This is a genomic window from Delftia sp. K82, assembly GCF_002193035.1.
GTDB lineage: Bacteria > Pseudomonadota > Gammaproteobacteria > Burkholderiales > Burkholderiaceae_C > Comamonas > Comamonas acidovorans.
This window is the reverse complement of record NZ_MYFL01000001.1, coordinates 2,941,335-2,966,280: the sequence shown is the minus strand read 5'-3', so window position 1 is coordinate 2,966,280 and position 24,946 is coordinate 2,941,335. Positions and strand designations below refer to the sequence as shown.

General features: G+C 61.5%; 17 protein-coding genes and 2 pseudogenes. 11 read left to right on the top strand and 8 right to left on the bottom strand.

Translation table 11 applies throughout. The annotated features are described in order from the left end of the window. Nucleotides 1-305: 305 nt before the first annotated feature. Genes KDK82_RS13040 through KDK82_RS13025 form a run of 4 tightly spaced genes read left to right on the top strand, consistent with a single transcriptional unit; the run spans nt 306 to nt 7,796 of the window. Complete coding sequence (locus KDK82_RS13040) at nt 306-2,630, top strand: ATP-binding protein (protein WP_088165137.1); 2,325 nt, start codon at nt 306-308, stop codon at nt 2,628-2,630. Between the two features lie 4 nt (nt 2,631-2,634). After that, on the top strand, nt 2,635-3,846 hold the full coding sequence (locus KDK82_RS13035; RefSeq protein ID WP_088165136.1) for an EAL domain-containing response regulator: 1,212 nt from the start codon (nt 2,635-2,637) through the stop codon (nt 3,844-3,846). Nucleotides 3,847-3,866: 20 nt separating this feature from the next. Continuing rightward, complete coding sequence (locus KDK82_RS13030; RefSeq protein ID WP_088165135.1) at nt 3,867-7,124, top strand: hybrid sensor histidine kinase/response regulator; 3,258 nt, start codon at nt 3,867-3,869, stop codon at nt 7,122-7,124. Between the two features lie 18 nt (nt 7,125-7,142). Continuing rightward, nucleotides 7,143-7,796, top strand: coding sequence for a response regulator transcription factor (locus tag KDK82_RS13025; protein WP_047470945.1), 654 nt, complete (start codon nt 7,143-7,145; stop codon nt 7,794-7,796). A 25-nt stretch (nt 7,797-7,821) separates the two neighbouring features. Here KDK82_RS13025 and KDK82_RS13020 read toward each other — a convergent pair whose 3' ends face one another. Both KDK82_RS13020 and KDK82_RS32780 read right to left on the bottom strand, forming a co-directional pair. Next, complete coding sequence (locus tag KDK82_RS13020) at nt 7,822-8,208, bottom strand: hypothetical protein (protein WP_256974476.1); 387 nt, start codon at nt 8,206-8,208, stop codon at nt 7,822-7,824. Next, nucleotides 8,208-8,444 carry a hypothetical protein gene (locus tag KDK82_RS32780; RefSeq protein WP_088165133.1) on the bottom strand — a complete coding sequence of 79 codons (237 nt, stop codon included), beginning with the start codon at nt 8,442-8,444 and terminating at the stop codon, nt 8,208-8,210. Before KDK82_RS32780 ends, KDK82_RS13020 begins: the two co-directional genes overlap by 1 nt. 131 nt (nt 8,445-8,575) lie before the next feature. Here KDK82_RS32780 and KDK82_RS13010 point away from each other — a divergent pair, with 131 nt between their 5' ends. Together KDK82_RS13010 and KDK82_RS13005 are read left to right on the top strand one after the other, a co-directional pair. Beyond that, a complete protein-coding gene (locus tag KDK82_RS13010) occupies nt 8,576-10,735 on the top strand; it encodes a methyl-accepting chemotaxis protein (protein ID WP_088165132.1) in 2,160 nt (719 codons plus the stop codon). Nucleotides 10,736-10,868: 133 nt separating this feature from the next. Next, nucleotides 10,869-11,153: an immunity protein Tsi6 family protein gene (locus KDK82_RS13005; protein ID WP_088165131.1), complete on the top strand. Its 285-nt coding sequence runs from the start codon at nt 10,869-10,871 to the stop codon at nt 11,151-11,153. A 39-nt stretch (nt 11,154-11,192) separates the two neighbouring features. On the opposite strand, the gene KDK82_RS13000 is transcribed toward KDK82_RS13005, so the two are convergent. Both KDK82_RS13000 and KDK82_RS12995 read right to left on the bottom strand, forming a co-directional pair. After that, complete coding sequence (locus KDK82_RS13000; RefSeq protein WP_256974475.1) at nt 11,193-11,927, bottom strand: hypothetical protein; 735 nt, start codon at nt 11,925-11,927, stop codon at nt 11,193-11,195. A 34-nt stretch (nt 11,928-11,961) separates the two neighbouring features. Continuing rightward, nucleotides 11,962-12,897 (bottom strand): Bro-N domain-containing protein, encoded by a 936-nt coding sequence (locus KDK82_RS12995; protein ID WP_088165129.1) that lies wholly within the window; start codon nt 12,895-12,897, stop codon nt 11,962-11,964. Between the two features lie 226 nt (nt 12,898-13,123). Between KDK82_RS12995 and KDK82_RS33190 the strand changes: the two are divergent. Beyond that, a pseudogene (locus KDK82_RS33190) lies at nt 13,124-13,280 on the top strand (integrase); the annotation flags it as partial. A gap of 105 nt (nt 13,281-13,385) precedes the next feature. Here the strand turns inward: KDK82_RS33190 and KDK82_RS12985 are convergent. Then, complete coding sequence (locus KDK82_RS12985) at nt 13,386-18,992, bottom strand: DUF3320 domain-containing protein (RefSeq protein ID WP_088165518.1); 5,607 nt, start codon at nt 18,990-18,992, stop codon at nt 13,386-13,388. Between the two features lie 202 nt (nt 18,993-19,194). Here KDK82_RS12985 and KDK82_RS12980 point away from each other — a divergent pair. The 3 genes from KDK82_RS12980 (at nt 19,195) to KDK82_RS32060 (ending at nt 22,040) form a co-directional block, all read left to right on the top strand. Next, nucleotides 19,195-20,453 (top strand): IS3 family transposase gene (locus KDK82_RS12980; RefSeq protein WP_256974474.1). Its coding sequence is split into 2 segments (ribosomal slippage): nt 19,195-19,528 and nt 19,528-20,453, totalling 1,260 coding nucleotides; the frame shifts between segments, so codons are not numbered across the junction. A 407-nt stretch (nt 20,454-20,860) separates the two neighbouring features. Continuing rightward, complete coding sequence (locus KDK82_RS12975; protein WP_088165127.1) at nt 20,861-21,433, top strand: DUF488 family protein; 573 nt, start codon at nt 20,861-20,863, stop codon at nt 21,431-21,433. A 4-nt stretch (nt 21,434-21,437) separates the two neighbouring features. Continuing rightward, on the top strand, nt 21,438-22,040 hold the full coding sequence (locus tag KDK82_RS32060; RefSeq protein ID WP_218827077.1) for a hypothetical protein: 603 nt from the start codon (nt 21,438-21,440) through the stop codon (nt 22,038-22,040). Nucleotides 22,041-22,407: 367 nt separating this feature from the next. On the opposite strand, the pseudogene KDK82_RS32055 reads toward KDK82_RS32060, so the two are convergent. After that, a pseudogene (locus KDK82_RS32055) lies at nt 22,408-22,563 on the bottom strand (IS3 family transposase); the annotation flags it as partial. A 79-nt stretch (nt 22,564-22,642) separates the two neighbouring features. After that, nucleotides 22,643-22,966 (bottom strand): helix-turn-helix domain-containing protein, encoded by a 324-nt coding sequence (locus KDK82_RS12970; protein ID WP_088165126.1) that lies wholly within the window; start codon nt 22,964-22,966, stop codon nt 22,643-22,645. A 150-nt stretch (nt 22,967-23,116) separates the two neighbouring features. Between KDK82_RS12970 and gstA the strand changes: the two genes are divergently transcribed. Then, nucleotides 23,117-23,749, top strand: coding sequence for a glutathione transferase GstA (gene gstA / locus KDK82_RS12965; protein WP_088165125.1), 633 nt, complete (start codon nt 23,117-23,119; stop codon nt 23,747-23,749). Nucleotides 23,750-23,879: 130 nt separating this feature from the next. On the opposite strand, the gene KDK82_RS12960 is transcribed toward gstA, so the two are convergent. Beyond that, entirely contained in the window at nt 23,880-24,890 is a 1,011-nt protein-coding gene (locus tag KDK82_RS12960) for a hypothetical protein (protein WP_088165124.1), read from the bottom strand. Nucleotides 24,891-24,946: the final 56 nt, after the last annotated feature.

The following is a 24,946-nucleotide window of genomic DNA, read 5'->3' as shown; positions in this document are numbered from 1 at the left end:
CCTTTGTCGATGAATCAATCCGGCAATGATCTCCAGGGCATCGGAATATTGGTTTAAGAATTTTCTTAAAGTGACAGAAATAATGGCACCTTCAAAGAGATTTGACGATTTTCCGATGGCGGATCGATGCTTGAAATCGCTCTTTGGCGAGGTGGCGTGCAAGAGGTTTCAGTATTAAGAAAATTCTTAGACCAAATTCTCCTTTTGATTCCTAAGATTTGGCAATGCGCCAGTTTCAAGCTCTCTTGTTTTCTTCCAGATCGATACAACACAGGCTGTGCCTGCCCCTGGCACGGCGTGATTTGATGGCATTTGCACTGGCGATCATGGCCATGCTGGCCTGTGCCGGTCACGGCGGCAGGGACGACACCGCCCCGGCGACGCCATCGCGCAGCCTGGGCCATGTGCCCGTGCGAGACATTCAGTTGTTTTTCATGGACCGATGTTTCCTGCTGCTGGACGCTGCGGTGGGGGCCACGCACGCAGCCATCCACACGCAAGCCGGTTATGCCTGGCCGTGGCGCGCCAGCGCAGCGCAGGGCCAGCCCGGGCCGCTCCATTCACTGATGCAGGCAGGCCGGGCGCTTCCCGAATCCCTGTTGCTGCGCAAATCCGCGAACAACGCCGGATGGCTTGCAGGCCGCTGGGAGCCCGCGCGGCAGCTGGTCAGGGCCCATGTCTGGCTGCTGCTGGGGTCCGTGTCGCTGGGACTTGCCTTCATGGCTGCACTTGCATGGTGCGTGCGCCGGCTGCGCCGCGGCGTGCCGGCTTCGGCCTGGAGCCGGGCAGGCGCCTGCGCCTGCGCCGCCGGTGATGCGCTCTGCCGAAAGCTGCTGGACACGGCCCCCGTGGGCCTGGCGCTGGTGCGGTGCAGCGATCGCAGCCTGCTGCTGTCCAACGGACTGGCACGGCAGTGGGTGTGCAGTGATTCTTCGTGGTTGGAGCATGCCGTTGCCGAGGGTGCGCAGCAGGGCCGGCGCGAGCTGGTGCTGGGAGACGGTCGGCTGGTGGAGGTCAGCACCACGCACACCAGCCACGCAGGCGAGCCGGTGGTTTTTTGCCTGGTCAGCGATGTGACGGCGCTCAGGCAGGCGCAGGCAGCGCTGGTCGATGCCAAGCTGCGCGCCGAATCGGCAAGCCAGGCCAAGACGCAGTTTCTGGCCACCATGAGCCACGAAATACGGACGCCGCTCTTTGGCATCCTGGGAACGCTGGAGCTGCTGGCGCTGTCCAGGGCTCCTTCCGAACAGACCCGCTACCTGGGGGCCATGCAGCAGGCGTCGGCCTCCTTGCTGCGCATCGTCAACGACAGCCTGGACCTGTCGGCCATCGAGGCGGGCCGGCTGCAACTGGAGGCCCATGCGTTCTCGGCCACCGAACTGCTCGACAGCGTGGCCGCGGGCCTGCTGTCGCGTGCCGAGCAAAAGGGGCTGCAGCTGTATGCCGTCTCCGATGTGAAAACGCCGCCCCTGCTGGTGGGCGATGCCTTGCGGCTGCGGCAGATCCTGGACAACCTGGTGGGCAATGCCATCAAGTTCACGTTCTCCGGCCATGTGGCCATCCGCCTGCAGGTCATGGGCGACAGCGAGGAAGGCACCGACCTGCGGTTCCAGGTTCAGGACACCGGCATCGGCATCGAGCCGGAGCAGCAGCCCTTCCTGTTCGACCCGTACTTCCGTGCCCATGCGGCCACGCAGCAGCAGGTCCAGGGCGCGGGCCTGGGACTGTCCATCTGCCTGCGCCTCAGCCAGGAGATGGGCGGGCGGCTGACGGCCGCCAGCCAGCCGGGACTGGGGACCTGCGTGTCATTCGAGCTGCGCCTGCCGCGCGAGAGCGCGGCAGGCTATGAGGCAGTGCCCAGTCTGTTGCCGCAGACCGTCTACGTGGATGGCGCCATTCCGGAAGTCGTGCACAACCTGTGCGCCTGGCTGCGGCATTGGGGCGCCATGGCCCAGCCCTACCGGGACCAGGTGCAGGGCTCCAATGAACAGGCGGTACTGGTGCAAGCCTGGCCACGGTCGGTGCGCCGTCCGCAATGGACGGGCAAATGCGTTGTGGCGCTGGCGCCGGGCGAGGTCCCCCGCGAAACCCTGCAGGCCCGTGTGTGGGAAACCAGCATGCCTGGCGTGCTGGCCGTGGGCCAGGCGCTGGGCATGGCCCAGCAGGGCATTGCGCCGGGCGCGCGCCCTGACCTGTACGCCGCCGTTCCCCAGGTCCACGAGCCGATGGGGCTGAGCGTGCTCATCGTCGAGGACAACCCCATCAACAGAATCATCCTGCGAGAGCAACTGCAGGTGCTGGGCTGCGAGGTCCAGCAGGCCAGCAATGGACAGGACGCGCTGTCCATGCCCGGCCTGCTCGAATTCGACGCCGTTCTCACCGACCTGCACATGCCGCTGCTGGACGGCCTGGCCCTGGCGCGTGCGCTCAGAAAGCGCGGCTACGGCCGCCCGATCGTCGGGCTGACGGCCAATGCGCAGCCGCAGGGGCAGACGCAGACGCAGGCGCAGACGCAGGCGCAAGGGCAGGGCGACGGACTGCCGGCCGGCTTCGACAGCCTGCTGTGCAAGCCATTCACGTTGGCGGTGCTGCGCACCACCCTGAACCACATCAAGCAATGCAGGACCTGATCCCATGCTGTCGACATTCAAAGTACTCATTCTTGACGACCACGCCCTGTGCTGCGAGCACACGCGCAGCCTGCTCATGGAGGCGGGAATCGTGGACACGCACATTGCTTGCAACGCACGCGATGCCCTGCAAATGCTGCGCGATGGCGGGTTCCACCTCGTCATCACCGACCTGAAAATGCCCGACATGGACGGCCTGCAGTTCATCAATGAACTGAGCCAGCGCGGCCTGCATCCCATGCTCGTCATATCCAGCTCCTGCTCGCGCCGGTTGATGAACAGTGTCAGTCTCATGGCCAAGGAGTCCGGCTTTTCCGTCATCGGGATGTTTCAAAAGCCGTTCGGTGCGGACCATGTCCAGGTCCTGGCCAGCCAACTCAGGTCCTTGCGTGCCTACGAGAGGAAAAGCGCTCCAGGCATCAAGGAACGGCCGATTTTCGCCAAGGCACACCTGATCCAGGCGCTGGAGGAGAAAACCATACAGGCCTGGTTCCAGCCCAAGAAATCCCTGCTCACGGGCCACACCGTCGGTGTGGAAGCGCTGGCGCGCTGGAACGATCGGCAGTTCGGCTTCATGATGCCGGGCTCGTTCATGTCCGCCATCCGGTTCCATGGCCTGGACCATGCCTTGCTGGTGCGGATGATGGAAGACGCCATGTCGGCGCACCTGGCCTGGCGCAGTGCCGGACATGTCGTGCCTGTGTCCGTCAACCTGCCGATACCGCTGCTGGACGATATCGGCCTGCCGGATGAGTTGCACGGCATGGCGGCCCGGTGCGGCATCGCTGCGGAGAACATCACGTTCGAGCTGCTGGAGGACCAGGCCGTCGGCATACCCGCCAACTACTACATGTGCGCGAGCCGCTTGCGGCTCAAAGGCTTTGGCCTGGCCCAGGATGACTACGGGCGGGGTTACAGCTCGATGTACAGCCTCATCTCCACGCCCTTCACCGAATTGAAGATCGACCGGGCCTTCGTGGCCGGCGCCGCAGGTGACGAGGTGCGCACTGCGGCCCTGACGTCGTCGGTGCAGCTGGGGCGGCAACTGGGCCTGACGGTGACGGCGGAAGGGGTGGAGACCACCCAGGACCTGGAGTTGCTGCGCAGCATCGGTTGCGATTGCGTGCAGGGATATCTGCTGTCCGCCGCGGTGCCCGCCAGCGAATTTGCCCTTATGCTGGCATCCGAACCCCGACACCAAGGCAACCCCACCTGACCCAAGCACGCAAGGCGTCCATGCCCGACTCCCCGTTCAGCAAGATCACACGCACCACACGCTGGCAGAACCGGGTACTGTTTGGAGTGCTTCCCCTTGCGATCTTCCTCATCGCCGTGCTGCTGTGGGGCTCGGAGAGGATCTTCGAGCAGGAGCAGGGGCGCCTGGCCTTGAACTTCTCCGCCATCGTCGGCTCGCTGCAGGAGCAGGAGATCTTTCTTCGGCGGCTCAAGGGCCGCAACGAGTCCTGGAAAGCGCTGCCGGACCAGAGAGTAGCCACCATCGTCGACGTGCCCGCTCCTGCGCAGGCGGACTACCGCATGTTCCGTGGCCGCGAGGCCATCGGCGGCATTCCCTTTTCACTGCAATGCTCTGCGCGCGCGGCCTGCGACACGCTCCCGGACCGGCTTTTCTCGCTGGGCAGCTCCCTGGCCGCGGGCTATTCGTCCTTCTGGGCGGGCTCCTACTTCCCGGCAGCCGCTGCCTTCTTCACCAAGGAGGACGGGGCGATCAGCATCGGCGTGCCGGCCATCGACGTGCCCATCGGCAACGAGAGCGTCACGCAGGAAATGTTCGACAGCACGATTGCCGCCGTCAAGGCGCATCTGCGGGCCGGGGCCGCCGATGCCCGGCCTGGCGCCGGCTCCACGGCGCCGGCGCAGGAGATCGTCTGGTTCCGGTCGCCCCAGTTCCCGGAAAAGATGATCGGCATGGTCGCAGCCGGCTTTTCAAGCCATATCGATGCCGGCGACGAAGCCGCCACAAGCCCGATCTACGCTGCCATCCTTTTCAGCCGCCAGCGCATCAGCGCCATAGAAAGAACTATCCATACCTTGCCCAGGCATCTTTTCTGGCTGGAGCACCGGGATTTCGGCGTGCTCATGGGCACCGGTCCGGTGCCGCAGGTGGACGAGGCGGGGATGCGGTACACGCGCAATGGCCTGATCCTCAAGACCGAGGATGCCTCCGGCCGGTGGACAGGCTACTACCAGGTGGACTACGCCACCTTTTTCCAGGGCCGGCTGTTCGCGCCCTCTGCTGGCCTGGTGCTGGCCCTGCTGCTGAGCCTGCTGGCCGGTATTGCCTATACCCGCTGGTTCAACCGCAAGGTGATTGCGCCTGCCCAGGAAGCGCAGCGGGTCATCGTCGAGAGCAATCAATTCAACAGGACGCTGATCGAAACCGCCCCCGTGGCTGTCTGCCTTGTGGCCTACGGCAGTGGAAAGATCATCTTCAGCAACTCGCTGGTGCAGGAGTGGCTGCACTCGGCCGATGGCTACCTGCGCCCCGGCTCGCCGGAAAACAGGGCGGCGCTGGACGAAATTGTCCACGCCAGGGCCGCAGGAACCATGGAGCAACTGGTCACCGCGCAAGGCCGAACGCTTTACGTGGCCTACGCGCCCACCCGCTACCTGGGCCAGGATGTGACGCTGTGCGTTTTTGCCGACGTCAGTGCGCGCGCAGAAATCGAGAGCAATCTGGAGCGGGCAAGAATCGCGGCGGACGAGGCCAACGAGGCAAAGTCCACCTTTCTGGCGACCATGAGCCACGAGATCCGCACGCCGCTGTATGGCGCGCTGGGCACGCTGGAGCTGCTGGGCCTGACCGAGCTCACGCAGCTGCAGCGCAAGTATGTGGACCGTATCGAAGCCTCCTCGTCCATCTTGCTGCAGATCATCAGCGACATCCTGGACACCAGCAAGATCGAGGCGGGCCAGTTGCAACTGGAAAAGGCCCCGTTCAATCCCCGGGAGCTGGTGCAAAACTGCACCAGCTCCTATGCCGCCATGGCGCAGCAAAACGGCCTGCTGCTGTTTTCCTGCGTGGACGCGCAGGTGCCCGAGTCGGTGCTGGGCGATGCGGTGCGCATCCGCCAGATCCTGGGCAATCTCATCAGCAATGCCATCAAGTTCACGGAGGCCGGCCATGTGATCGTCCGCCTGCGCAGCGTGCCGGGTACGGCCTCGCAGGCCCGGCTGGTGTTCGAAGTCAGCGACACGGGCGTCGGCATAGAGAAATCCCTGCATGGGGAGCTTTTCACGCCCTTTTATCTCGTCAAGAACAGCAGCCGCACCGCCCGTGGAGCGGGCCTGGGCCTGTCCATCTGCTGGAGCCTGGCCCGGATGATGTCCAGCTCCATCGAGGTCTGGAGCGAGCCCGGCCTGGGCAGCCGGTTCTGGTTCGAGCTGGGGCTGGAGACCGTCGCGCAGGAGGAGGAGGCGCCCGAGCTCAAGGGTGCCCGGATCGCGGTGCGCACTCCCCACCCGGAACTGACGGACAACATCTGTGCCTGGCTGCAGCGCTGGGGCGGCCAGGCCCGCGCGGCGGGCGCCGCTCCGGTGGCCGCAGACAAGGATGAACTGCTGCTGGACGTCCTGTTGCCGGCGGACAGCCCCGCGCCCGGATGGACGGGACCGCACCTGAACCTTTCCTCGCCGGACAACCGGGGCATTGATGGGCACAACGTGATGAGCATCGGTTTGGGCATTGCGCAAGTGCTCGGCGGCGCACAGCGCTCGGCCGGCTCCGGCTCCGATCTGCCCCTGTTCGACCTGCGCGTGCTGGTCGCCGAGGACAATCCCGTCAACCAGGTGACGCTGCGCGGCCAGCTCGAGAGCCTGGGCTGCGAAGTCACGGTCGCCGACGACGGGGAGGAGGCGCTGGCGCTGTGGGACATCAGCCCGCACGATCTGGTGCTGACGGACGTAAACATGCCCTACCTCAACGGCTACGAACTGGCGGAGCGGCTGCGTGCGGAGGGCGTTGCCTGCCCCATCGTCGGCGTGACCGCCAATGCCATGCTGGACGAGGAAAACCGCTGCCTGAATGCCGGCATGAATGCCTGGCTGGTCAAGCCCATCCAGTTGCGCACGCTGGTTCGCACCCTGGAGAAGTTCGCGCCGAAAAAGCGGCTCCGTCCGGCGTCTGAGCAGGACGGTACCCCGGTGGGGGACACCCCGCAGCCTGCGGCCATGTCGGAGCCCAACGTGCTGCAGACGCACCGGCAGGTCTTCGTGCAGTGCATGAACGACGACATCGCAATGCTGGCCCGTGGCCTGGATGAGCGCCGGCCCGACCTGGCCGCGCAGGCGCTGCATCGCATGCGCGGCGCCTTGCTGCTGGCCAGGATGCACGAGCTTGCCGCGCGCACCCAGTCGCTGGAGGACCAGCTCCCGAACGGCACCCGGGAGCCCGGCCTGCAGGCCGCGCTGTCAGTCCTGCTGGACGACCTCTTGGCCGACCTTCGCGCCATGATGGCGCAATTGCCCCAGCCCTAACCCTTTGCTTGCGATCCCATGAAACTGAAACTGCGCATTGCTGTCGTGGACGACCACGCCGTGGTCCTGCTTGGCGTCAAGGACTTCCTGGAGCAGGACCCCAATCTCCAGGTCGTGGCCACCTTCAGCACGCCATCGGCCTTGATGCAATACGCCAGATCGAACCCGCTGGACGTGGTTCTGACCGACTACTCCATGCCGGGCGACGATGTCTATGGCGATGGCCTGCGCTACGTGGACTATCTGATACGCCACTTCCCGGACATCAAGGTGCTGGTGCTGACGACCGTCTCCAACCCCATGATCATCTCGGCCCTGTATGACGCCGGCGTCGCCGGTGTGCTGCTCAAGGAAGAGCCGCTCACCCAGATCATGGCGGCGCTGCAGTGTGTCCGCCTCAATGCCCGCTACTATTCGCCCTCATTCCAGGCCGACACGCCCAGGCAGGAGCGGTCCGTTTTCCTGGCCGAGCGCGCCAACAGCCTCTCGCCGCGCGAGTTCGAAGTCCTCAGGCATTTCGCCAATGGTGAGTCCATCACCGAAATCGCCGCACGCCTGCGGCGCAGCGTCAAGACCGTCAGCCTCCAGAAGAACTCCGCCATGCGCAAGCTGAACGTGGACAGCAACCAGGACCTGGCGGCCTTCTGCGCCGAGCACCATCTCTTCGACTGACCGGCCTGCGGGCTGCACAAGCCGGTCACCCTTCCAGCGGCTGGCCTTGCGCCGGGCCGCCGTCCTCGGCGTCCCCCTCGCCCAGGCGATAGTGCGGCTCGGACGGCATCAGGCGAAACCCCAGAAGTGCCCCGCGCCGGCTTGTCTTCATCGCCAGGGGAGCCTGGCAATGCACGCAGCCATAGTTCACGAAATTGGCATCCTGCTCCAGTGAATAAAAGCGGAACCTCAGTCCGGGGTGGGGCGTTGACAGGCTTGTATTGCTCAGCAATTCGTAGCATGGGTCGCACAGTTTCTGGGACGTTCTCTTTGGCTGCATTTCTGGAAAAAACGGATCGATATACCGCTCTCCAGTCTTGCCCGGCCTTGCGCAGCCAAGGTTAAGACGATTCTTATTGCCGTATGCGCGCATCAACGCGGCTGCTGCTGCGTCGTGCAGTGGATGCCGCCACCCTCCAACGCCAGCTCGGTCTCCAGGTAGCGCACGTTGGCGGCTTCGGTGACAAAGCCCGCCACCTCGGCATTGTTGTCATGCGCCTGTTTGTGCCCCAGCCGTTCTGGCGGGCGTTGGCCGAAGCCTGGGCGCGATGGCCGGGCGCTGTTGTTGCAACACTTGGTTACTTCCTTGACCCATCTCAAATCCCGCATGCGGCAGCGTCGATACGCTTCGGCCCATGAATCACCAGGGCTTGACTTTGGTCAGCATGGCTTGGCACGCAGGCATTCCCCGCCTGTGCGCGCACAACAGCGGCGCACAACGCCGCACAGGAGATGCATCAATGCACATCGGTCAACGTTTCTGGCGCCGCCAAGGATTGGGCGCAAAGCTGTCACTCACCAATTTTGTCTGGGTCGCCGCCATCCTGGCGCTGCTGGTGCTGGGCATCGCCTGGGATGTGAGCAAGTCCCTGCAGAAAAAAATGCACAACGAGATGCAGCAGGGCGTCCAGATGCTGCACAACTTCGTCGAGTCCACCGACAAGGAGCTGCGCCAGCGCACCCAGTTCCTGGCCGACAGCCTGGCGCGCAGCCTGCAGGGATCGCTCAGCCTGGACACCAGCGGCGGCGAACCCGTGCTGAGCCTGGACGGCCAGCCGCTCAACGGCAACGATGCGCACCTGCAGGCCTTCACGCGCAGCACCGGCGCCGTGGCCACGGTGTTTGCGGCCCAGGGGCAGGGCGACTTCGTGCGCATTGCCACCACGCTCAAAAACGAGAAAGGCGACCAGAGCACGGCCGTGCTGGGCAGTCGGCTGGACCGCGCCCATCCCGCCTATGCCGCCATCCAGGCCGGCCAAAGCTACATGGGCCTGGCCCACCTGTTCGGCCGCCAGTACATGACGCAATACCGCCCGCTCAAGGACGCCTCCGGCGCCACCGTGGGCATCGCCTTTGTGGGCCAGGACTTCTCGCAACTGCTGGAGCACTTCAAGGACTCCATCCGCGCGCTCAAGGTGGGCCAGACCGGCTACTACTACGTGCTCAATGCCGAAGACGGCCCCCAGCGCGGCCAACTGGTCGTGCATCCCGCCCTGGAAGGCCAGAACATGAGCGATTCCAAGGACGGCGATGGCCGCTTCTTCATCCGCGAAATGCTGGACCGCAAGCAGGGCAGCATGGCCTATCCCTGGACCAATCCGGGCGAAACCCAGGCCCGGGACAAGCTGGTCGTCTTCAGCCAATACGCACCCTGGAACTGGGTCATTGCCACCAGCGCCTACGTGGACGAAGCCGTGTCCGAGACCCGCAGCCTGATCCTGCAGTTCGCCCTCATGGGCCTGGGCGCCGTGCTGCTGCTGTCGGCGGCATGGTTCTGGCTCATCCGCCGCATGATCGTGCGCCCCTTGAAGCAGGCCAGCCACATGGCCTACGCCATTGCCGATGGCGACCTGACCGTGCGCATCGCCAGCGACCGCCAGGATGAAATCGGCCACTTGCTGGAAGCCATGAACACCACCAGCACGGGCCTGACGCGCGTGGTCGGCAGCGTGAACGAACAGGCCCATAGCGTGGCCCTGGCCAGCGCGGAAATCGCCCAGGGCAACCAGGACCTGGCCGCCCGCACCGAAAGCGAAGCCAGCGCGCTGGAGCAGACCGCCGCCGCCATGGAGGAACTGGGCTCCACCGTGGCCCACAACGCAGACCACGCGCAATCGGCCGACCGCATCACGCGCGAGGCCCAGCGCGTCGTCACCGAAGGCGGGCAGGCCGTGCGCAAGGTCGTGCAGACCATGCAGGGCATAGACGCCAGCAGCAAGAAGATTGCCGACATCATCGGCGTCATCGACTCCATTGCCTTCCAGACCAACATCCTCGCCCTCAACGCCGCCGTGGAAGCGGCCCGGGCGGGCGAGCATGGCCGGGGCTTTGCCGTGGTGGCCGAGGAAGTGCGCGCCCTGGCGGGCCGCAGCGCCGAGGCCGCCAAGGAAATCAAGCAGCTCATCAGCCACAGCGTTGCCGAAATCCACACCGGCAACCAGGAGGCCGCGTTTGCCGGGGAAACCATGGAGCAGGCCATGGAGGAAATCCGCAAGGTCACCCAGCTCATCTCGGACATCAGCCACGCCAGCGCCGAGCAGAACAGCGGCGTCGCCCAGGTGGCCGAGGCCATCACCCACATTGACCAGACCACGCAGAAGAACGCGGCCCTGGTCGAGGAAATGGCCGGCGCCGCCGCAGGCCTGCGCCACCAGTCCGATCAACTGGTGCGCGTGGTCTCGGTCTTCAGGCTGCCGGGCGGCAATGTTGCGCCGCTGCAGACTGCGGCCCGCGCAGCGAGCGCCGCGCCAACCACCAGCGCCGCAATCCACCGTGCCCTGGCGCTGGCGCCCAGCGCTGCTGCGGCCAAGCCCACAGCCCCGGCGGCCCCGGCAAAAACGGCCGCCGCCAAGCCCGTCGCCATGGCCTCCACGGCCGATGACGACTGGGACAGTTTCTGAGAGCCACCGCGTGAGGCCAGGGGAGCCTGGAGCCCCTGGAGCCCCTGGAGCCCCTGGCTCCAGCGGCCCGCCCTCTCAGGCCCGCGGCGCTCTGGCATGCTCTGCAGCCACTGCATGAACCGGTTGAATCCCATTGACGTCCCTTGAATACATCGATCGCGCCCTGGCGCTGGTGGCCCAACGTGCCCTGGCCCTGCCAGGGCACGATGTCTTCCAGCACCTGGCGCAGCAGCTGCAATACGTGCGTGCGGTGCTGCTGGACCGGGGCCTGGATCGCTCCAGGCTGCACCAGATCACCATCGGCAGCGTTGCGGTCAAGGAGTTCGACGAGACCGATCCAGAACTGGCCCGTGCCCTGAAGGATGCGCACTACGTGGCCGTGCAGACCGGGCGCGGGCTGAAGATCGATTTGCCCTGAGCGCGCTCCAGCAAAGGAAATGGCGAGGGCAGTTGGGCGCTATGCCAGCGGAGTCTCGAAGACCACCCGGCCCAGGCGACTCTTGACGATGTAGCTGTTGCCGCTGATCTCGGCGGTCTTGAAAGAGTCGCGGCGGTCAATGAAACCGGGCACATCGCTCATCCACAGCCTTTGCGGGGTCCTCTGGCCTGCCCTGGTCACTTCGCAATACCAGGCTTCACCCACTTCGGAATCAAGGCGCCGGAACACTTCCACCCGGGACTTTCTGTCCCTGCTGCTCTTGCCCAGCTTCTTGATGGGCAGCGTCAGCTGGAATTGGTGCTGCACCACCGCATCCGCTGCCACGTTGATGGCCTGCACGGCTTGCAGGTTCGGCCCCTTGCGATGGGCGATGTCCATCAGGCACTGGCGCAGGAGCTCCAGCAACTGCTGGTTCTGGGCAGCGCGGTCCTGCGCCAGAAAATGCGCAAAGTCGAAATCCTCAACAAAAATCGCAGTCACTCCAAGAACGTTGTCGAACGCCTCCGCTTCGCCCTGGGGGCCAAGAAACACGGCAATCTTGCTGCTGCCATTGATCTCAACCGCAGGCAGCAGGGCCATGAACATCTCGGTGATGGGGTGGGTCAGGCGGCGAATGTACACACCATCAGGCAGCGTGGCCAGGTCACTTTCGTGCAGGGTGAGCAGGTTCAATTTCATGGGAGTCTCGCTATATGCGCCATTGTCCCTGCCCGGGTCACTGCTCGGTTCACTGCCCTGCCAGCCGCTGGCCATTCCTGGGGTAAAGGAGTGGCATTTGACGCCCGCGTCAGTCGTGCCGCGCCATCAGGTCACGGCGGCGGCGCTCGTAGTAATGCCGCTGGCACTCGGCCGCCTCCTGCCAGGCCTGCCTGTCGATGGCCTCCTGCACATGGTCCGGCAGCGGCCGGGGCGCAGCCGCAGTCGCCAGCATGGCTTCCATGCCCTCCAGCGGCGCAAAGCCCAGGCAGGGCAGCTCGAACGGCAGCGCGGGCTCCTGCGCATTGGCAAGAATGGCCCCCAGCGCCCAACGCGCCATGCGGTCAAAGAACCCGTCAGGGTGCCCATGGTTCCAGTACCGCGCCATCTCCGGCCCCGCAAACCGCATGGCGTCATAGGCATGTCTGGGGTTGTGGCGCGCCAGCTCCACCACCTCGCTGAACCATATCTCTCCAATCCCGTAGTGCTCATGCCCGCTGTTCACGCGCGGCGGCACAAACCACTGAATGCGCTCCCCCTTCGCATTGCGCCGTGTGAAAGACAGGTCATCGCAGGTGCGGATGCGGCGCAAGACCTTGGGCGCAGGCCCCGGGATCAGGCTTTGGGGCGGATGTTTGGCCTTGTACTTGGGTTTGCGGTCTTTGGCCGATGCATCCATGCTGGCCAGGACCTTGTGCTTCACCCAGCGCCTGAAGCGCTTGGCCTCAGGTGAGGGGCTGGCCTGGATCAGTGCATGCAAGCCGTCCGCGCTGACGGCCGCCACGGCTTCGCGCCTGGGCTTGCGGCCGGGCTCGCTGGCAAGGCGGACGGTGCAGCGCAGGGCTTCATCGAGCTTGCCCGCGGCCACTTTGTGGCGGGAGATTCCCAGGGCAGTGCACACATCCTTGGCCAGGAACCAGGTCACGCCGTTCTTGGAGAACGCGCGGATCGGGATGACGCCGAAGTGGAAGGTTTGGGGGGTGATGTCGTCTGCAGGGACGGCACGGGAGGGGAATCGCAAAGCCATGAATGGCCTCCTATGTCAACACGGTCATAGGGTTGCCCGTCTGTCTTTGCCGCAATGGCTTTATGCAGCGGCGGGCAGCCCGGCCATAAACAAGACTTGCCCTGGATTGCAGGGCAAGACAAAGCGTATGGGCGAAATGCCACTGACTTTCGGGAGTGACTTCCGCCTATGAAGGTGTGTTGAGCACCGGGAGGATCGTAGCAGGTGGGGAAGTGCGGTAGGCGCCCACGGTAAGCACTCTATGCGGCGCACGAAGGCGACACCGCAGAACGTAAAATCTCCGCGCTGCGCAGCTGCTACTTGGCAACTCCAAGCTAGCGTCGACCGTCTGCTATCTCGGCATCGAAGTCGACGCTGCCCTCCAGATTTCTGAGCGACGGAAATCTGCCGGTCAGAGACAGGCTTGTTTCGTCGACAGGGGCAAGAGAGGCCCACAGAGCCAGTTTCCCCATCGAATGCCGCATCGTGCGAGCGGCATGGTTCGGCCGCTAGACACCCTCAGGCTCGATAATTGATGAGGTCGGGCGCGTAGAGACAACCATGTTGTTCTCGCGAGCAAGCGCCCCGCAGCAGATCAAGTCGTCGAGCGCTAACTCGATGGTTCTACGCAAAGTGGCACTGGTTGCTTTGAAGCCGAGCTGCCTGGAGATCGTGCTGACAACCTCTTCCGGCGTTGCACCGAAATTCTCTAAAACCACGTTTGAAATACCCGCGGCGAGCTCCTTGGGGGCAATCATTTCTGGTTTGCGCAGTCCCGCTGACCGCGTACTAGAACGATTGCGCAGAGTGACTAGAGCACCAGGTACTGAGAGGAACCCGTCTTCCTTTTCAATCCGTCCCATCGCCTGAGCGCGCTGAATGCCTTGGTGCACTGCGGCTTCGATCCTAGCGCCGGTGCGCTGGAGCCCCCAAGCCGTTCGAAGACGCGTAGTCACTTCGTCTACATGAACTGGTGACTCCACCTGAACGACGCTTGCAACGAGCTCTGCCATTACTCCAAGAGGAGTCTCGTGGAGATCGTACGCACCGGATCGTGCAGGTTCCGCCTCGACATATGTCCGCCCAGTCGAAGCCTCGTCATAATCTGTTAGGCCAATCTGCGTGACGTCTTCCCTCTCAATAGTCACGATCTGCACTGGAATGGCACGACTAGCAGACTGCGCCAACTCGAGTTGTGCGTCGAGCTGAATCTTCGCTGCCTCAATCGCGCGAATCGTGCGCTCCAGCTGTTCCGCAGGCCGCTGGAACCAATCGGTGCTCCAAATCCGATGAATGATCCAGCCGTGGTCTTCCAGAACTGCCTGCCGCAGGCGATCTCGATCGCGTGCTGACCTTGCCGAATGATAGGAGGCACCGTCACATTCAATCCCGAGGAGGTAACGGCCTGGGTGTTCAGGATCCGCGACAGCCAGATCGATGAAGAAGCCAGCAATACCGACTTGGGGGTGTAGTTGATATCCCTTAGCCTGAAGCGCGGAGGCTACCTGCTCCTCGAAGATGCTGTCCATGTCCCGATCAGTCGCCTGTGCTATGGACAAGCGACCTGTTCGCGCATAGTGCAGGAACAACTTGAAGGCAAAGACCCCCTTGCCCTTGACGCGAGCCAAGTCAATATCCTCATCAGTGATGGAGGCAAAAACCTCGCAGCGCCTCTTGGCACGGCTGATCAGTACGTTCAGCCTGCGCTCTCCGCCGTCTGCGCCAAGCGGACCGAAACGCATTGCCATGTACCCTTGCGCATTTCTTGCGTATCCCACGGAGATCATGATGACATCGCGTTCGTCACCCTGAACGTTCTCCAGGTTCTTGACGAAGAACGGCTCACTGGGGTGGGCGTGAAAAAACTCTTCAGTGTCGGGATTGAGCCGACGCAGTCCTTCAAGTTCGTCCTGTATTGCGCGGCGCTGCGATACGGAGAAGGTGGCCACGCCAAGCGACTGCGCCGGATTCCCTTTGGCGTGGCGAATGATGGCTTCTGCGACCGCGCGGGCCTCGATGGCGTTTGTTCCCGTACCGCCGGAATCGAATCGACCCTCGGGTACATGATGGAAGCGGAGCCCCATGCCCGCTTCCTTTGTATATGGGCTAGGAACGATGTAGAGCTTGTTCTCGTAGAACTGGCTGTTCGATATTGCTATTAACGACTGGTGTCGACTGCGGTAGTGCCAGCGGAGCATTCGCTGTGGCAGCCCACGCGCAGAGAAGAGGCCGAGGATGCTTTCGATGTCGGCGACTGGCGTGTCATCATCACCATCATCATCTGGCTGCGACCCTGTCATCTTCGCGAAGAATTTGGTCGGTGGTAGTTGACGTTCGTCGCCCACCACCACTACCTGCTTGCAACGCGCAATGGCGCCAAGTGCGTCGACTGGCTGAATCTGGCTTGCCTCATCCATCACCAACAGATCGAAGGTCAGCCGGCCAGGAGTCAGGAACTGCGCTACCGAGAGTGGGCTCATCATCATGACAGGCTTGAGAGCCTGAACCGCAAGCCCGGATTTCTGCATTAGCTGACGAATAGGCATGTGGCCACGGCGCCGGGCCATCTCGGCGCGTAACACACCAACCGGCCCAATGCCACCTTCGCGGGCAGGAATCTTGCGATGATGGGCTCGCACGACCTCCATGCTTGATGCCTTGATGCGTTGCTGGTCAAGGGTGGCAAATTCGGCGACCAACTGGCTATGTTGATCACCGTCGAAGCGCCCGATCTCTGGATCGTTCTTCGCCAGCTCGGACAGCAAGGCCTCGTAGTAAGCCATCTCGAAAGACGAGCGTGCCTCGGCAGCAGAAACACGACCGTCGATCAGACGATCGACCAGTTGGCTAAGTCCGGCTGTGCGCGCTTTCGCTGATCGGTCGCGATAAGTCACCCACTTGGACAGCTGTTCAGTATTTGCGAGCCATGCCGCAATGCGGGCTTGCGCAGCCTCGAGCGACACAGCACTCATGCTCTCAACGCCGAAGAGCGTAACGGCGTCTGCCTCAAGCGCTGTGGCGAGGGATGCCAATTCGGACTCTAGGCTGCTTGCCTCTTGCGCGAGGCGGCGAACCTCTTCAGCCAGCTGAATCCGATCGGGCGTTCTTGCCGCCATTTGACGCAAATGAGGATGCGCTTCCATCCATTCGGCGCCTGCCACAAGCCGCGGCCAGTCGGACCGGCGCCCGGACCAAGCATCCCCGAATGCGGCACGTGCGTGCTCCTCGTAACGGTCGATCTGTTTGGCCAGCTTCTGCCAATAGTCGAGGCGTCGCGCGAGCGCCAGCTTGGCGGGTTTGTCTGGTGGGACCTGAAGCAGGACTTGATGGAGTAAGTCGTCTGACCACACCATCTTCTCTGCCCTGCCGGAAAATGCCGATAGCGGCGCCTGTTCTGCAGAAGGAGCTTCGCCCAGAAGCTCGGAGGCTGCGGCGCCCAGGCTATCCCATAAGTCAGTGACCAACGGAGCCACCTGCTGCACAAGCTGACGTACACGTCGCGCTCGAGCGCCGACTGTGGCGCGCTGCTCAAGGCGGCTGGCGATGAGTCTTGGCTCGGCGCCTAGGCCACGTAAGGTTCGCATCCATTCGACGAGGGCCAACATCGGCGCGCTCCGCGAACGGTCACCTCGCCAGTCGTGTCCAAAGGCTGACCGTCCGAAAGCATCACCTTCGCGAACCTTGGCTGCAGCAGCCTGACCCTGCATGAGGACGTCGAGGACGCTCACCAGTTCCGAGGCAGGTGCCTTTGGATCTGTCACGATCGAACGCACCAGGGCGTTGGCTTGACGCCAGGTGCCGTTCAAGTACCGCAGAAAACCGGTATGCGTCGCGAGAGTCTGCCTTGCTGCCCGAACGTCGGTCGTCCATGCAACTTCCAGTAGCTTCCCGTCAACGGAGTCGCGTGTCTTCTCCATAGCCACAACTGCGCTTACCAAGTCGGCTGCTTGCTCGACGCCGTGGTCCCAAACGGCGGCCGTGAAGGCGTCGGGACTCGCTTCCGGTGCAACTGCTACCCGTTCGGCGGTGGCGGTTAGCCTTTCAATTTGCGCAAGCGTATCTACAGGGGCTAGCGACCCCAAGTCGGCTCCAAGACGCCTGCTTTCGGTCTGCAGTAAGGGGATCAATTCTTTCAGCTGGCGTGCCCGCGCATATGCGTCGCTTGGCAGCGTATCGGGCATGCACTGAAGCTCAGTCTCCAGCCCTTCAAGCCGTGCATCCATAGCGCCGGGCTGCACTAGCGTGGATAAGGCAGCATCTTCAGCGGAAAACATTTCGCCTCGACGCAAGAGCTCACGCAGGGCGGTTGACGACTTTTCCCAGAGCGACGACGACAGGGCCTCTGACGAGAAGTCCGGGGCGGCCGCTAGCTGACAAGCGTGTTCAGGGAGTTCCTGAATGCTGCCAAAGCGTTCAGTCAAGCGGTGTTGGTCTAAACGCTTCGCGCTGATCTCCAGGCCGGCTCGAAGCGCGCCCATCCGTTCATCAATGCTTGCGATTGATCGGGAGAGTCTTTCGACAGCCGTGGGCAAGATGACTTGCAGACCCACCCCATTCCAAGGGTGGTCCGCAGGCAGCCCGATGTCCTGGATCCGCTGCACCAACTCACTGACCAGCTGGCCTCGAGTGTTGAACTCATCAGAATTCCAGGTCGAAGGGGTCTCGAGTTCAAAGTCGACGGGAGGTTGCCCGGACTGGCGCAACCGGGTCAAATGGCCGATCACTTGGAATGCTGTAATACCTGAGGGGTCCAGGCGAGCGTGCATACGCGCTGCGTGTCCATTGAGCAGATCGCGCGCGCCCTTGAGCTTTTCGGCAAGGCCATCGGGAAAGTCGCCGCGTGGCGACCCAAGTTCCCACGTGCGTCGCAACTCCTCCAGTACGCCGCGTTTGTTGGCCTTATTACTGTGCAGCTCCAGACAAATATCGCCTACCCCGGCTTGATCAAGTCGTCGCTTGACGACTTCGAGCGCTGCCATCTTCTCCGCGACGAACAGCACGGTTTTTCCGTCCGCAACCGCAGATGCTATGACGTTTGCGATGGTTTGCGACTTGCCCGTCCCAGGAGGACCTTGGATGACAAGATTTCCTCCCCTTCGAACGTCGTGAACAGCCAGAGTTTGGGAGCTGTCGCTATCGACTATGTGGAGGAGCTCGGCGGGCTGGATGTGCGCGTCGATGGATATGTCTTCGGAAATCGATGGATCACCCTGCTCGAAGCCATCTGCCAAGAGCGCTCTGATCGTCGCGTGATCGGTCAGTCGACTATCTGCGGGCCAGTTCTCCGGATCCAAATCCCGGTACATAAGAAACTTGGCGAACGAGAAAAAGCCGAGGACGACATTGTCGGCCGCAACAGTCCAATCTGGTTTGCTGGAGACGGCTTCGGCGACGGCAGCGAAATAGACTGCTGGATCGAGCTCGTCCCCGCCGTCAAAGCTTGGCAGTTTTAGGGTGTGCACCCTGTCTAGGTAGGCCTCAAGGGAGAGGTTGGAGATCAAGTCCTCCGGGCGCAAACGCAGCCGAAACCGTTCGCCCGCCGTGCCGCGCTCGAGGCTGACCGGTACCAACACAAGTGGCGCGTGGCGGATGTTCTCCTTCTTGTTTGGATCCACCCAGTTCAGAGTTCCCAATCCCAAGAACAGGATGTTGACGCCTTGCTCTTCTTCAAGGGTCCGGGCGTCGTGGTACAGATCTAGCAGCCGCTTTTGTAGCCCCTTGGGGGTCATTCGAGTTTGAAGACGGGTGTCGGCGTGTCGTGCGGCCACAGCCTCGTTCTCCTGTTCCTCATCGGCCTGTTCAGACATTGCAGGCGATTCGAAGTCGCCTAGGCCGTCGTCGTAAGTCTCGTCGATGTTCTCTTCTGTGCTTTCCGCAGCAGTGCGGTCTGGGCGCCCGGGAAGAAAGGTGAGGGGGCGGTTCTCCCGAACCAAAAGGCGAAAAATCTCTGCAGACTTCTCGTCAACGACATCGATAGTCTTCGCACTCTTGGAGAAGCGGGGGACGTGCAGGAGGCGGTTGCGTGCTGATAAATCCAGCAATTCCATACGCGCACGTTCCAGTTTTTCGCCCAGTGGCAGATCGCCCTGGAACACTGATTTTTCAGTATGTGACATCCGACTCACTTTCTCCAAGCCTTGGCTTCTATTGCGCCGATGCGGCTCACAAGGAATCCGCACCCAGACACAAAAGGATACTTACTTTCCGCGCTGAGGTGTTGTATCGGCAATCAGACCCGGCGGTTAAGCTGAGATAGCCCCCTGATTCCCCGGCCCCGTCCTATCGCTTATCTTTGAAGATAGGAACAGGACTGTGCATATGACTAGGCATACGGAGTCAATCGAGGTAGTCGTGAAGGACCAGCGCCGCAGGCGCTGGTCTCTCGCAGAGAAGGCGGCGCTGGTGCGCCGAACCTACGAACCAGGCATGAGCGTGTCATTGGTTGCTCGGCAGGAAGGCGTCTCGGCTGGACTGCTGTTTCAGTGGCGCAAGCTCGAACGCCAAGGTGCTTTGACCGCCTTCTCCGCTGGCGAGGCAGTCGTGCCGGCCTCCGAGCTGGCGGCTGCCCGCGCGGAAATCGCCAAGCTGCAGCGCGTGCTCGGCAAGAAAACCTTGGAGAACGAAATCCTCAAGGAAGCCGTGGAGTACGCAGCAGAAAAAAAGTGGATTGCGCGCTCGCCCTTGTTGCCCGAGGACGACCAGTGAAAACGGTCTGCCGGACGATGGGGCTGGCGCGCTCGCATGTGCGCGACCTGCTTGGGCGCGGTGAAGACTGGGCCGATGGCTGCAGCCATCGCACACCCAGCGACGATGCAGGGCTGCTCGCCGAACTGCGCCAGGAAATTGCGGACTTGCCCAGCGGTGGCTACCGACGTGCCTGTGCCTTGGTGAACCGCCAGCGTGCGGCACGGGGCGCCCCGAGGGTCAATGCCAAACGCGTCTATCGCGTCATGGCACAAGCCGCTCTACTGCTGCCCAAGGCGTCGCGCCGACGCCAGTCCGCCCGCACTCATGAAGGCCGGGTTGCGGTCTTACATAGCGACCTGCGTTGGTGCTCCGATGGTCTGGAAATCAAGTGCGATTCAGGGCAGACCGTGACAACCGCCTTCGCCAAGGACTGCTGCGACCGTGAGGTGGTGGCTTGGCGTGCATGGGAGGGCAGGGGGCTGCCAGGCGAGCCGGTTCGCGAGATGCTCATCGAGGCCGTCGAACGCCGATTCGGCTTGGTCGAAGCGGTCCCGCAGGGCCAGGAGTTGGAGTTCCTCAGTGACAACGGCGGTGCCTACATCGCCGCCGAAACGAGGGCACTGGCGCGCGCTCTGGGCCTGAAGCCCATCAACACGCCCGTCTGCAGCCCGCAGAGCAACGGCATGGCCGAGAGCTTCGTCAACACCTTCAAGCGCGACTATGTGGCGCGCATGGACCTGAGTGACGCGCAGACGGTACTGGCACAACTACCAGCGGCCTTCGAGCACTTCAACGAGGTGTATCCGCATTCTTCGCTGAAAATGCGGTCGCCTCGAGAGTTCAGGCGGCAACAGGCGGCAGGGGCTGAGCAGGCGCTTTATTGCGAATAGGGCGGGGTCGGGAATCCGGGGGGCAACATCACCTATTGAAGCTTCACAGCTAGCTGGAGTTCTGTGCGGACATGCGGCGCTGTGCGAGCACTGTCATGCGGGCGGATTTTTTCTGTTCTAAGCTGAAGAATGCATCATGATTTGCTGGGAGCGCACAACTTAGAGGGGGCGGGAGCATCCGGCACACATTGCTCACAATGTCTTGCTGGAGTTGCGAGCAGAGATGTTGAACTTGAGCTATATCATCAATGTAGTGCCAAGGGGAAGCTGTGGTACGTAGCTATGTTGATTGAGTGCGGATGTGCAATGGCAAAAACGGAGAGTTTTGTTTACGTATTTTAATAAAAATTTTTTATGAAAAGAGCTTTTCCTTGCAATGATTTTTGTAAGCTTTAAGAAAGAATCAAATGGTAGATTCTATTGAGTTTCCTTATGTAACAGTGTTTAGTATTGGTCATGGTGCGAGAAAAATAGAGGATTTTATTGCACTTTTGAAAAAATACGAAATTGAGTACATAATTGACGTTCGATCAAGCCCAAGATCTAGGTTTAGTCCGCATTTTAATAGATTAAAACTCGCGGATGCACTGAGGCTGGATGGTATTGGCTATTTGTTTTTGGGGGAGAGTTTGGGAGGGCGGCCAAAAGATCCAAATTGTTATGACGTTTTAGGTCGAGTCGACTATCGGCTTGTGGCGGAACGAGATTCTTATAAGAAGGGATTGGCGGGCGTAATTAAAGCGCATGAAAAAAGAGTGAGGGTTGCTTGCATGTGCAGTGAGATTTCTGCATGCGATTGTCACAGATCAAAATTGATAGGAGAGTCACTAAGAGATGTGGGAATCGATATGGTTCATATTACCAAAGAAGGTGGCATTGAGAGTCAGTTGGATGTACTGAGGCGACTTGCCGATGGTGGTGTTACTAGCGACATGTTTGGCCTCGATGTTTTAACGAAATCCAGAAAATCTTATAGATAAAGGGATGACAATGAGCAGAGCTTACTATTCATCAGTGGTTACAATTCTTTCGCGGACCAAAATGGGGGATGATAGAATATGTGTGGGAGCATGGGACGAAAATAATGAAGAAATGGTAAGGCTGCTAAACGAAAAAGGAGGGGCGCTTGTTTCGAGCGCGCCATATACAATTGGCGAGAAATATTCTGTAAGATTGGCTGCCAAAGATGCTGTAAGCAATCCTCACCTTGAAGATGTAGTTGTCTACGCAGCGGAATTATTGCCTGAAGAGGCAGATATGGAGCAATTGACTGACGATCTTGCAGATCAAGTTTCGAAGCTATCTGATTTATTCGATGGGCATTTGGAAAGAGGTGGTAAATCGTTGTATGTCAATATTCCAACGAATCTCAAGAATAGCGTGCAAATTGCGAAGCTCGGTTCTTCTCTAATTAAAGAAGATGATTATTATAGGGATGGTAATGGCGTTAGGGTGAAATTTGTTGGATTTGAAAGCCCGGGATATATCATACCTTCGGGGAAGAAAATTAGATTTTCTCTTTCTAGGCCTTGGGATAGAGATGACAACGGATTGAAGTGCTATCTGCAGCTATCCGGTGTTTATTAATAATCTTGCATTTTGTGTTTCGTTTGACACAAAAATTGGCGTTTTGTGCGCTTCCAGCCAAATACAGTGATTGATTTGCGGCCTGCTGTGGGAAATCACGAGTACAGGCGATGTAAGTCACTTGAAACTGGACGAGGTAGCGCATGTCAAACGATAGAGTAAAAATAAATTTCCATCAGGTGACACCGCGCACCATCCATGGTAGTGCAGTTCCAACAAGAGCACGACCGGATTGCTCCGCGGTTCCTTCCCAAAGGCTTTAATCTGTCAGTCTTCTCATAGAAGGGACTAGATGCGACTGCAAGGCAATTCAACGCATGCCTCAGAAATATGCTGGTGATGTTGCCCCCGTATTCCCGATCCCGCCCTATTCGCAATAAAGCGCCTGGTCAACTCCCGCTGCCTGTTGCCGCCTGAACCCCCGAGGCGCACGCTTTTTCAGCGAAGAATGCGCATTCACCTCGTTGAAGTGCTCGAAGGCTGCTGGCAGTTGCGCCAGCACCGTCTGCGCTTCACGCAGATTTGTTGCGTTAACCGATTGAATCCATCAGCGAACACGGATAACCAGCCGACATCAACTCTTACCTATAGGCGAACCTCGCTCAGTCCGGCGCCTTCCCCTTCACCCACAACCCAAACTCCTTCATCACTTCCACCACGGGCTTGAGCCGCTCCCCATCGGGCGTCAGCTCGTACTCCACCTTGATCGGTGCCGTGGGGTAGACCGTGCGCTTGACCAGGCCCGCTTCCTCCAGCGCGCGAAGGTCCAGGGTGAGGGAGCGTTGGGAGATGCCGGGCATGTCGCGGCGCAGGTCGTTGAAGCGCCGGGGGCCGTCGATGAGGTAGGAGGCGATGAGCAGCCTCCAGCGGCCGCCCAGCAGGCGCATGGCTTCTTCCACGGAGCATCCGGAGATGTTGGATTTCATAGCACATTCATCATAGGCAGGCGGCAGGTATATTTTTTTAACCTATGGGCAGTTTTATTGCCTTCTTCCAGATTTATCCCTGGTGCATGACATTGGCCAGGGGCTGTGCCTGAACGCGCAGACCCCTTGTTCCATCACCAGAGAAATTGCATGAAGCTGTACTACCTGCCGGGCGCCTGTTCGCTGGCGCCGCACATTGTCCTGAACGAGCTGGGGCTTGATTTCCAACTGGTCCGGGTGGACCACAAGACCCACCAGACGGAAGACGGCAGGGACTTCCGTGCGCTCAGCCCGTTTGGCTATGTCCCCCTGCTGGAATTGAACGACGGCAGCCTGCTGCGGGAAGGGCCCGCCGTTCTGCAGTACCTGGCGGACCTGCGGCCTGCAGCGCTTCTGGCGCCGGCCCAGGGCAGCCTGGAGCGCTATCGGCTGCTGGAGTGGCTGGCCTTTCTGAACTCGGAAATCCACAAGGGCTTCATCCCGCTGCTGTATGCGGTGGCGGCGGGAAAGTACGGCGTGGAGACGGCCAGGCCCAAGCTGGAGCAGCGGTATGCCTGGGTGGATTCGCAACTTGCCGGCAAGCGCTACCTGATGGGCGATGGCTTCACCGTGGCCGATGCGTATCTGTACGCGCTCACGCAGTGGGGGCAGGCGCCGTGGCTGGAGTCGGTCTACAAGACGAGCATTCGCTTTGATGGCCTGGAGCATCTTGCAGCCTGGTACGCGCGGATGCGGGAGCGGCCTGCCGTGCGCCAGTCGCTGCAGGCGGAAGGTTTGCGATAGGGTGGGGGCCGCCACGCATTCGGCCACCAAGCACTTTGCTGCTTCATTGCAAGCAGCCCACGCCTTGCGACCTTGAGGGTGCCCAATGCAAATCGTCTGACGTGAAGTGACGTGATGTGGACGTGACGGATTACGCCAAGGTTTCAAGGCTCACGGCCACGATGACGGGGGCAGGATCCGTGTTCACGAGGCGCAAGGCCTGGTTTGGCTGTCCGTCTCCGCGTGCGCGCTGAACCGTCACACCCATGGCCTGCACGGTGTCAGCTTCATCCAGCGTCTGGCGCAGCGAGGCGGGTATCGGCGCTGCGGCAGTGAAGTCGAAGCGGGGCTTCAACGCGACGTAGAAAGTTGACACACGGCACGCCATCAGGCCGCCAGGCCCGAAGAATACGCCTGCATCCGGCACCAGGCCGCGACCCAGCGCCACCATCGAGGCGTCGTACCAGCTGCCGGGATAGATCGGCACTTGGTCCCAGCATTCAGAGGTGATCGTGACCGTCTCCAGCGAAGCTGCGGGTAGCGCAAGGACGCGGCCGGAAGCGTCCAGGGCCTGCAGGGAAGCCGGAGCCTGCGGCCCTGCGCCGGATGTGTCGTTGAGATTCAAGCGCAAGGTGCCGGGGTTTGCGATCGTGCCGACAGCCACTGCTGCGCTCCACTCCGACGAACTCTTGGGCAGTGTCCAGATCGGTTTCCACTGGAGGTAGCCGGTCTCGTACACCTTGGTCCATCCCACCGGAGTGGGCGAGTATGCAGGGGCGCCCGCAGGCGTTGCCATCTTCTGCATGGCGCCTGCAAGCATCGACTGATAGGGAAATTTGCAGGCTTCGAGTACCTGCAGAAAGGTCTTGTATCCCTGCGAAAAGCTGCGCCCCGATGCTTGGTACAGCGCGCCATTGGCAGCGGACTGGGGCACCGTATCTGCAAAGAGAAACTGCGCGTCAGCCATGGTGCCAGTCACTGGATCCGGCCAGTTCCACGCGGTCACTGGCATCAGCATCTGCCCCCGCACCAGCGGCGCCGAAATGGATGCCGAGCGCTTGAACACCATGCCGGTTTTCGGCCCGCTTGATACGCTTGGAGCCCTTGGGGGCGGAGGCACCAGATCAGCCAGGCCGCCGAGGAACTGATGGATCACGTTCATGAACGCTGTCTCCGGTTGACGGGGGTGGGCGGGGGGGGCGGGACCCGCCCGTCCCG

Bases quoted from the DNA above. Each gene is read 5' to 3' on its own strand.
- KDK82_RS13010 (WP_088165132.1), top strand. From the start codon at position 8,576: ATGCACATCGGTCAACGTTTCTGGCGCCGCCAAGGATTGGGCGCAAAG.
- KDK82_RS12985 (WP_088165518.1), bottom strand. From the start codon at position 18,992: ATGTCACATACTGAAAAATCAGTGTTCCAGGGCGATCTGCCACTGGGC.
- KDK82_RS12975 (WP_088165127.1), top strand. From the start codon at position 20,861: ATGGTAGATTCTATTGAGTTTCCTTATGTAACAGTGTTTAGTATTGGT.
- KDK82_RS13020 (WP_256974476.1), bottom strand. From the start codon at position 8,208: ATGCGCGCATACGGCAATAAGAATCGTCTTAACCTTGGCTGCGCAAGG.
- KDK82_RS13030 (WP_088165135.1), top strand. From the start codon at position 3,867: ATGCCCGACTCCCCGTTCAGCAAGATCACACGCACCACACGCTGGCAG.
- KDK82_RS13025 (WP_047470945.1), top strand. From the start codon at position 7,143: ATGAAACTGAAACTGCGCATTGCTGTCGTGGACGACCACGCCGTGGTC.
- KDK82_RS13040 (WP_088165137.1), top strand. From the start codon at position 306: ATGGCATTTGCACTGGCGATCATGGCCATGCTGGCCTGTGCCGGTCAC.
- KDK82_RS32780 (WP_088165133.1), bottom strand. From the start codon at position 8,444: ATGCGGGATTTGAGATGGGTCAAGGAAGTAACCAAGTGTTGCAACAAC.
- KDK82_RS32060 (WP_218827077.1), top strand. From the start codon at position 21,438: ATGACAATGAGCAGAGCTTACTATTCATCAGTGGTTACAATTCTTTCG.
- KDK82_RS13000 (WP_256974475.1), bottom strand. From the start codon at position 11,927: ATGGCCAGCGGCTGGCAGGGCAGTGAACCGAGCAGTGACCCGGGCAGG.
- KDK82_RS12995 (WP_088165129.1), bottom strand. From the start codon at position 12,897: ATGGCTTTGCGATTCCCCTCCCGTGCCGTCCCTGCAGACGACATCACC.
- KDK82_RS12960 (WP_088165124.1), bottom strand. From the start codon at position 24,890: ATGAACGTGATCCATCAGTTCCTCGGCGGCCTGGCTGATCTGGTGCCT.
- gstA (WP_088165125.1), top strand. From the start codon at position 23,117: ATGAAGCTGTACTACCTGCCGGGCGCCTGTTCGCTGGCGCCGCACATT.
- KDK82_RS13035 (WP_088165136.1), top strand. From the start codon at position 2,635: ATGCTGTCGACATTCAAAGTACTCATTCTTGACGACCACGCCCTGTGC.
- KDK82_RS12970 (WP_088165126.1), bottom strand. From the start codon at position 22,966: ATGAAATCCAACATCTCCGGATGCTCCGTGGAAGAAGCCATGCGCCTG.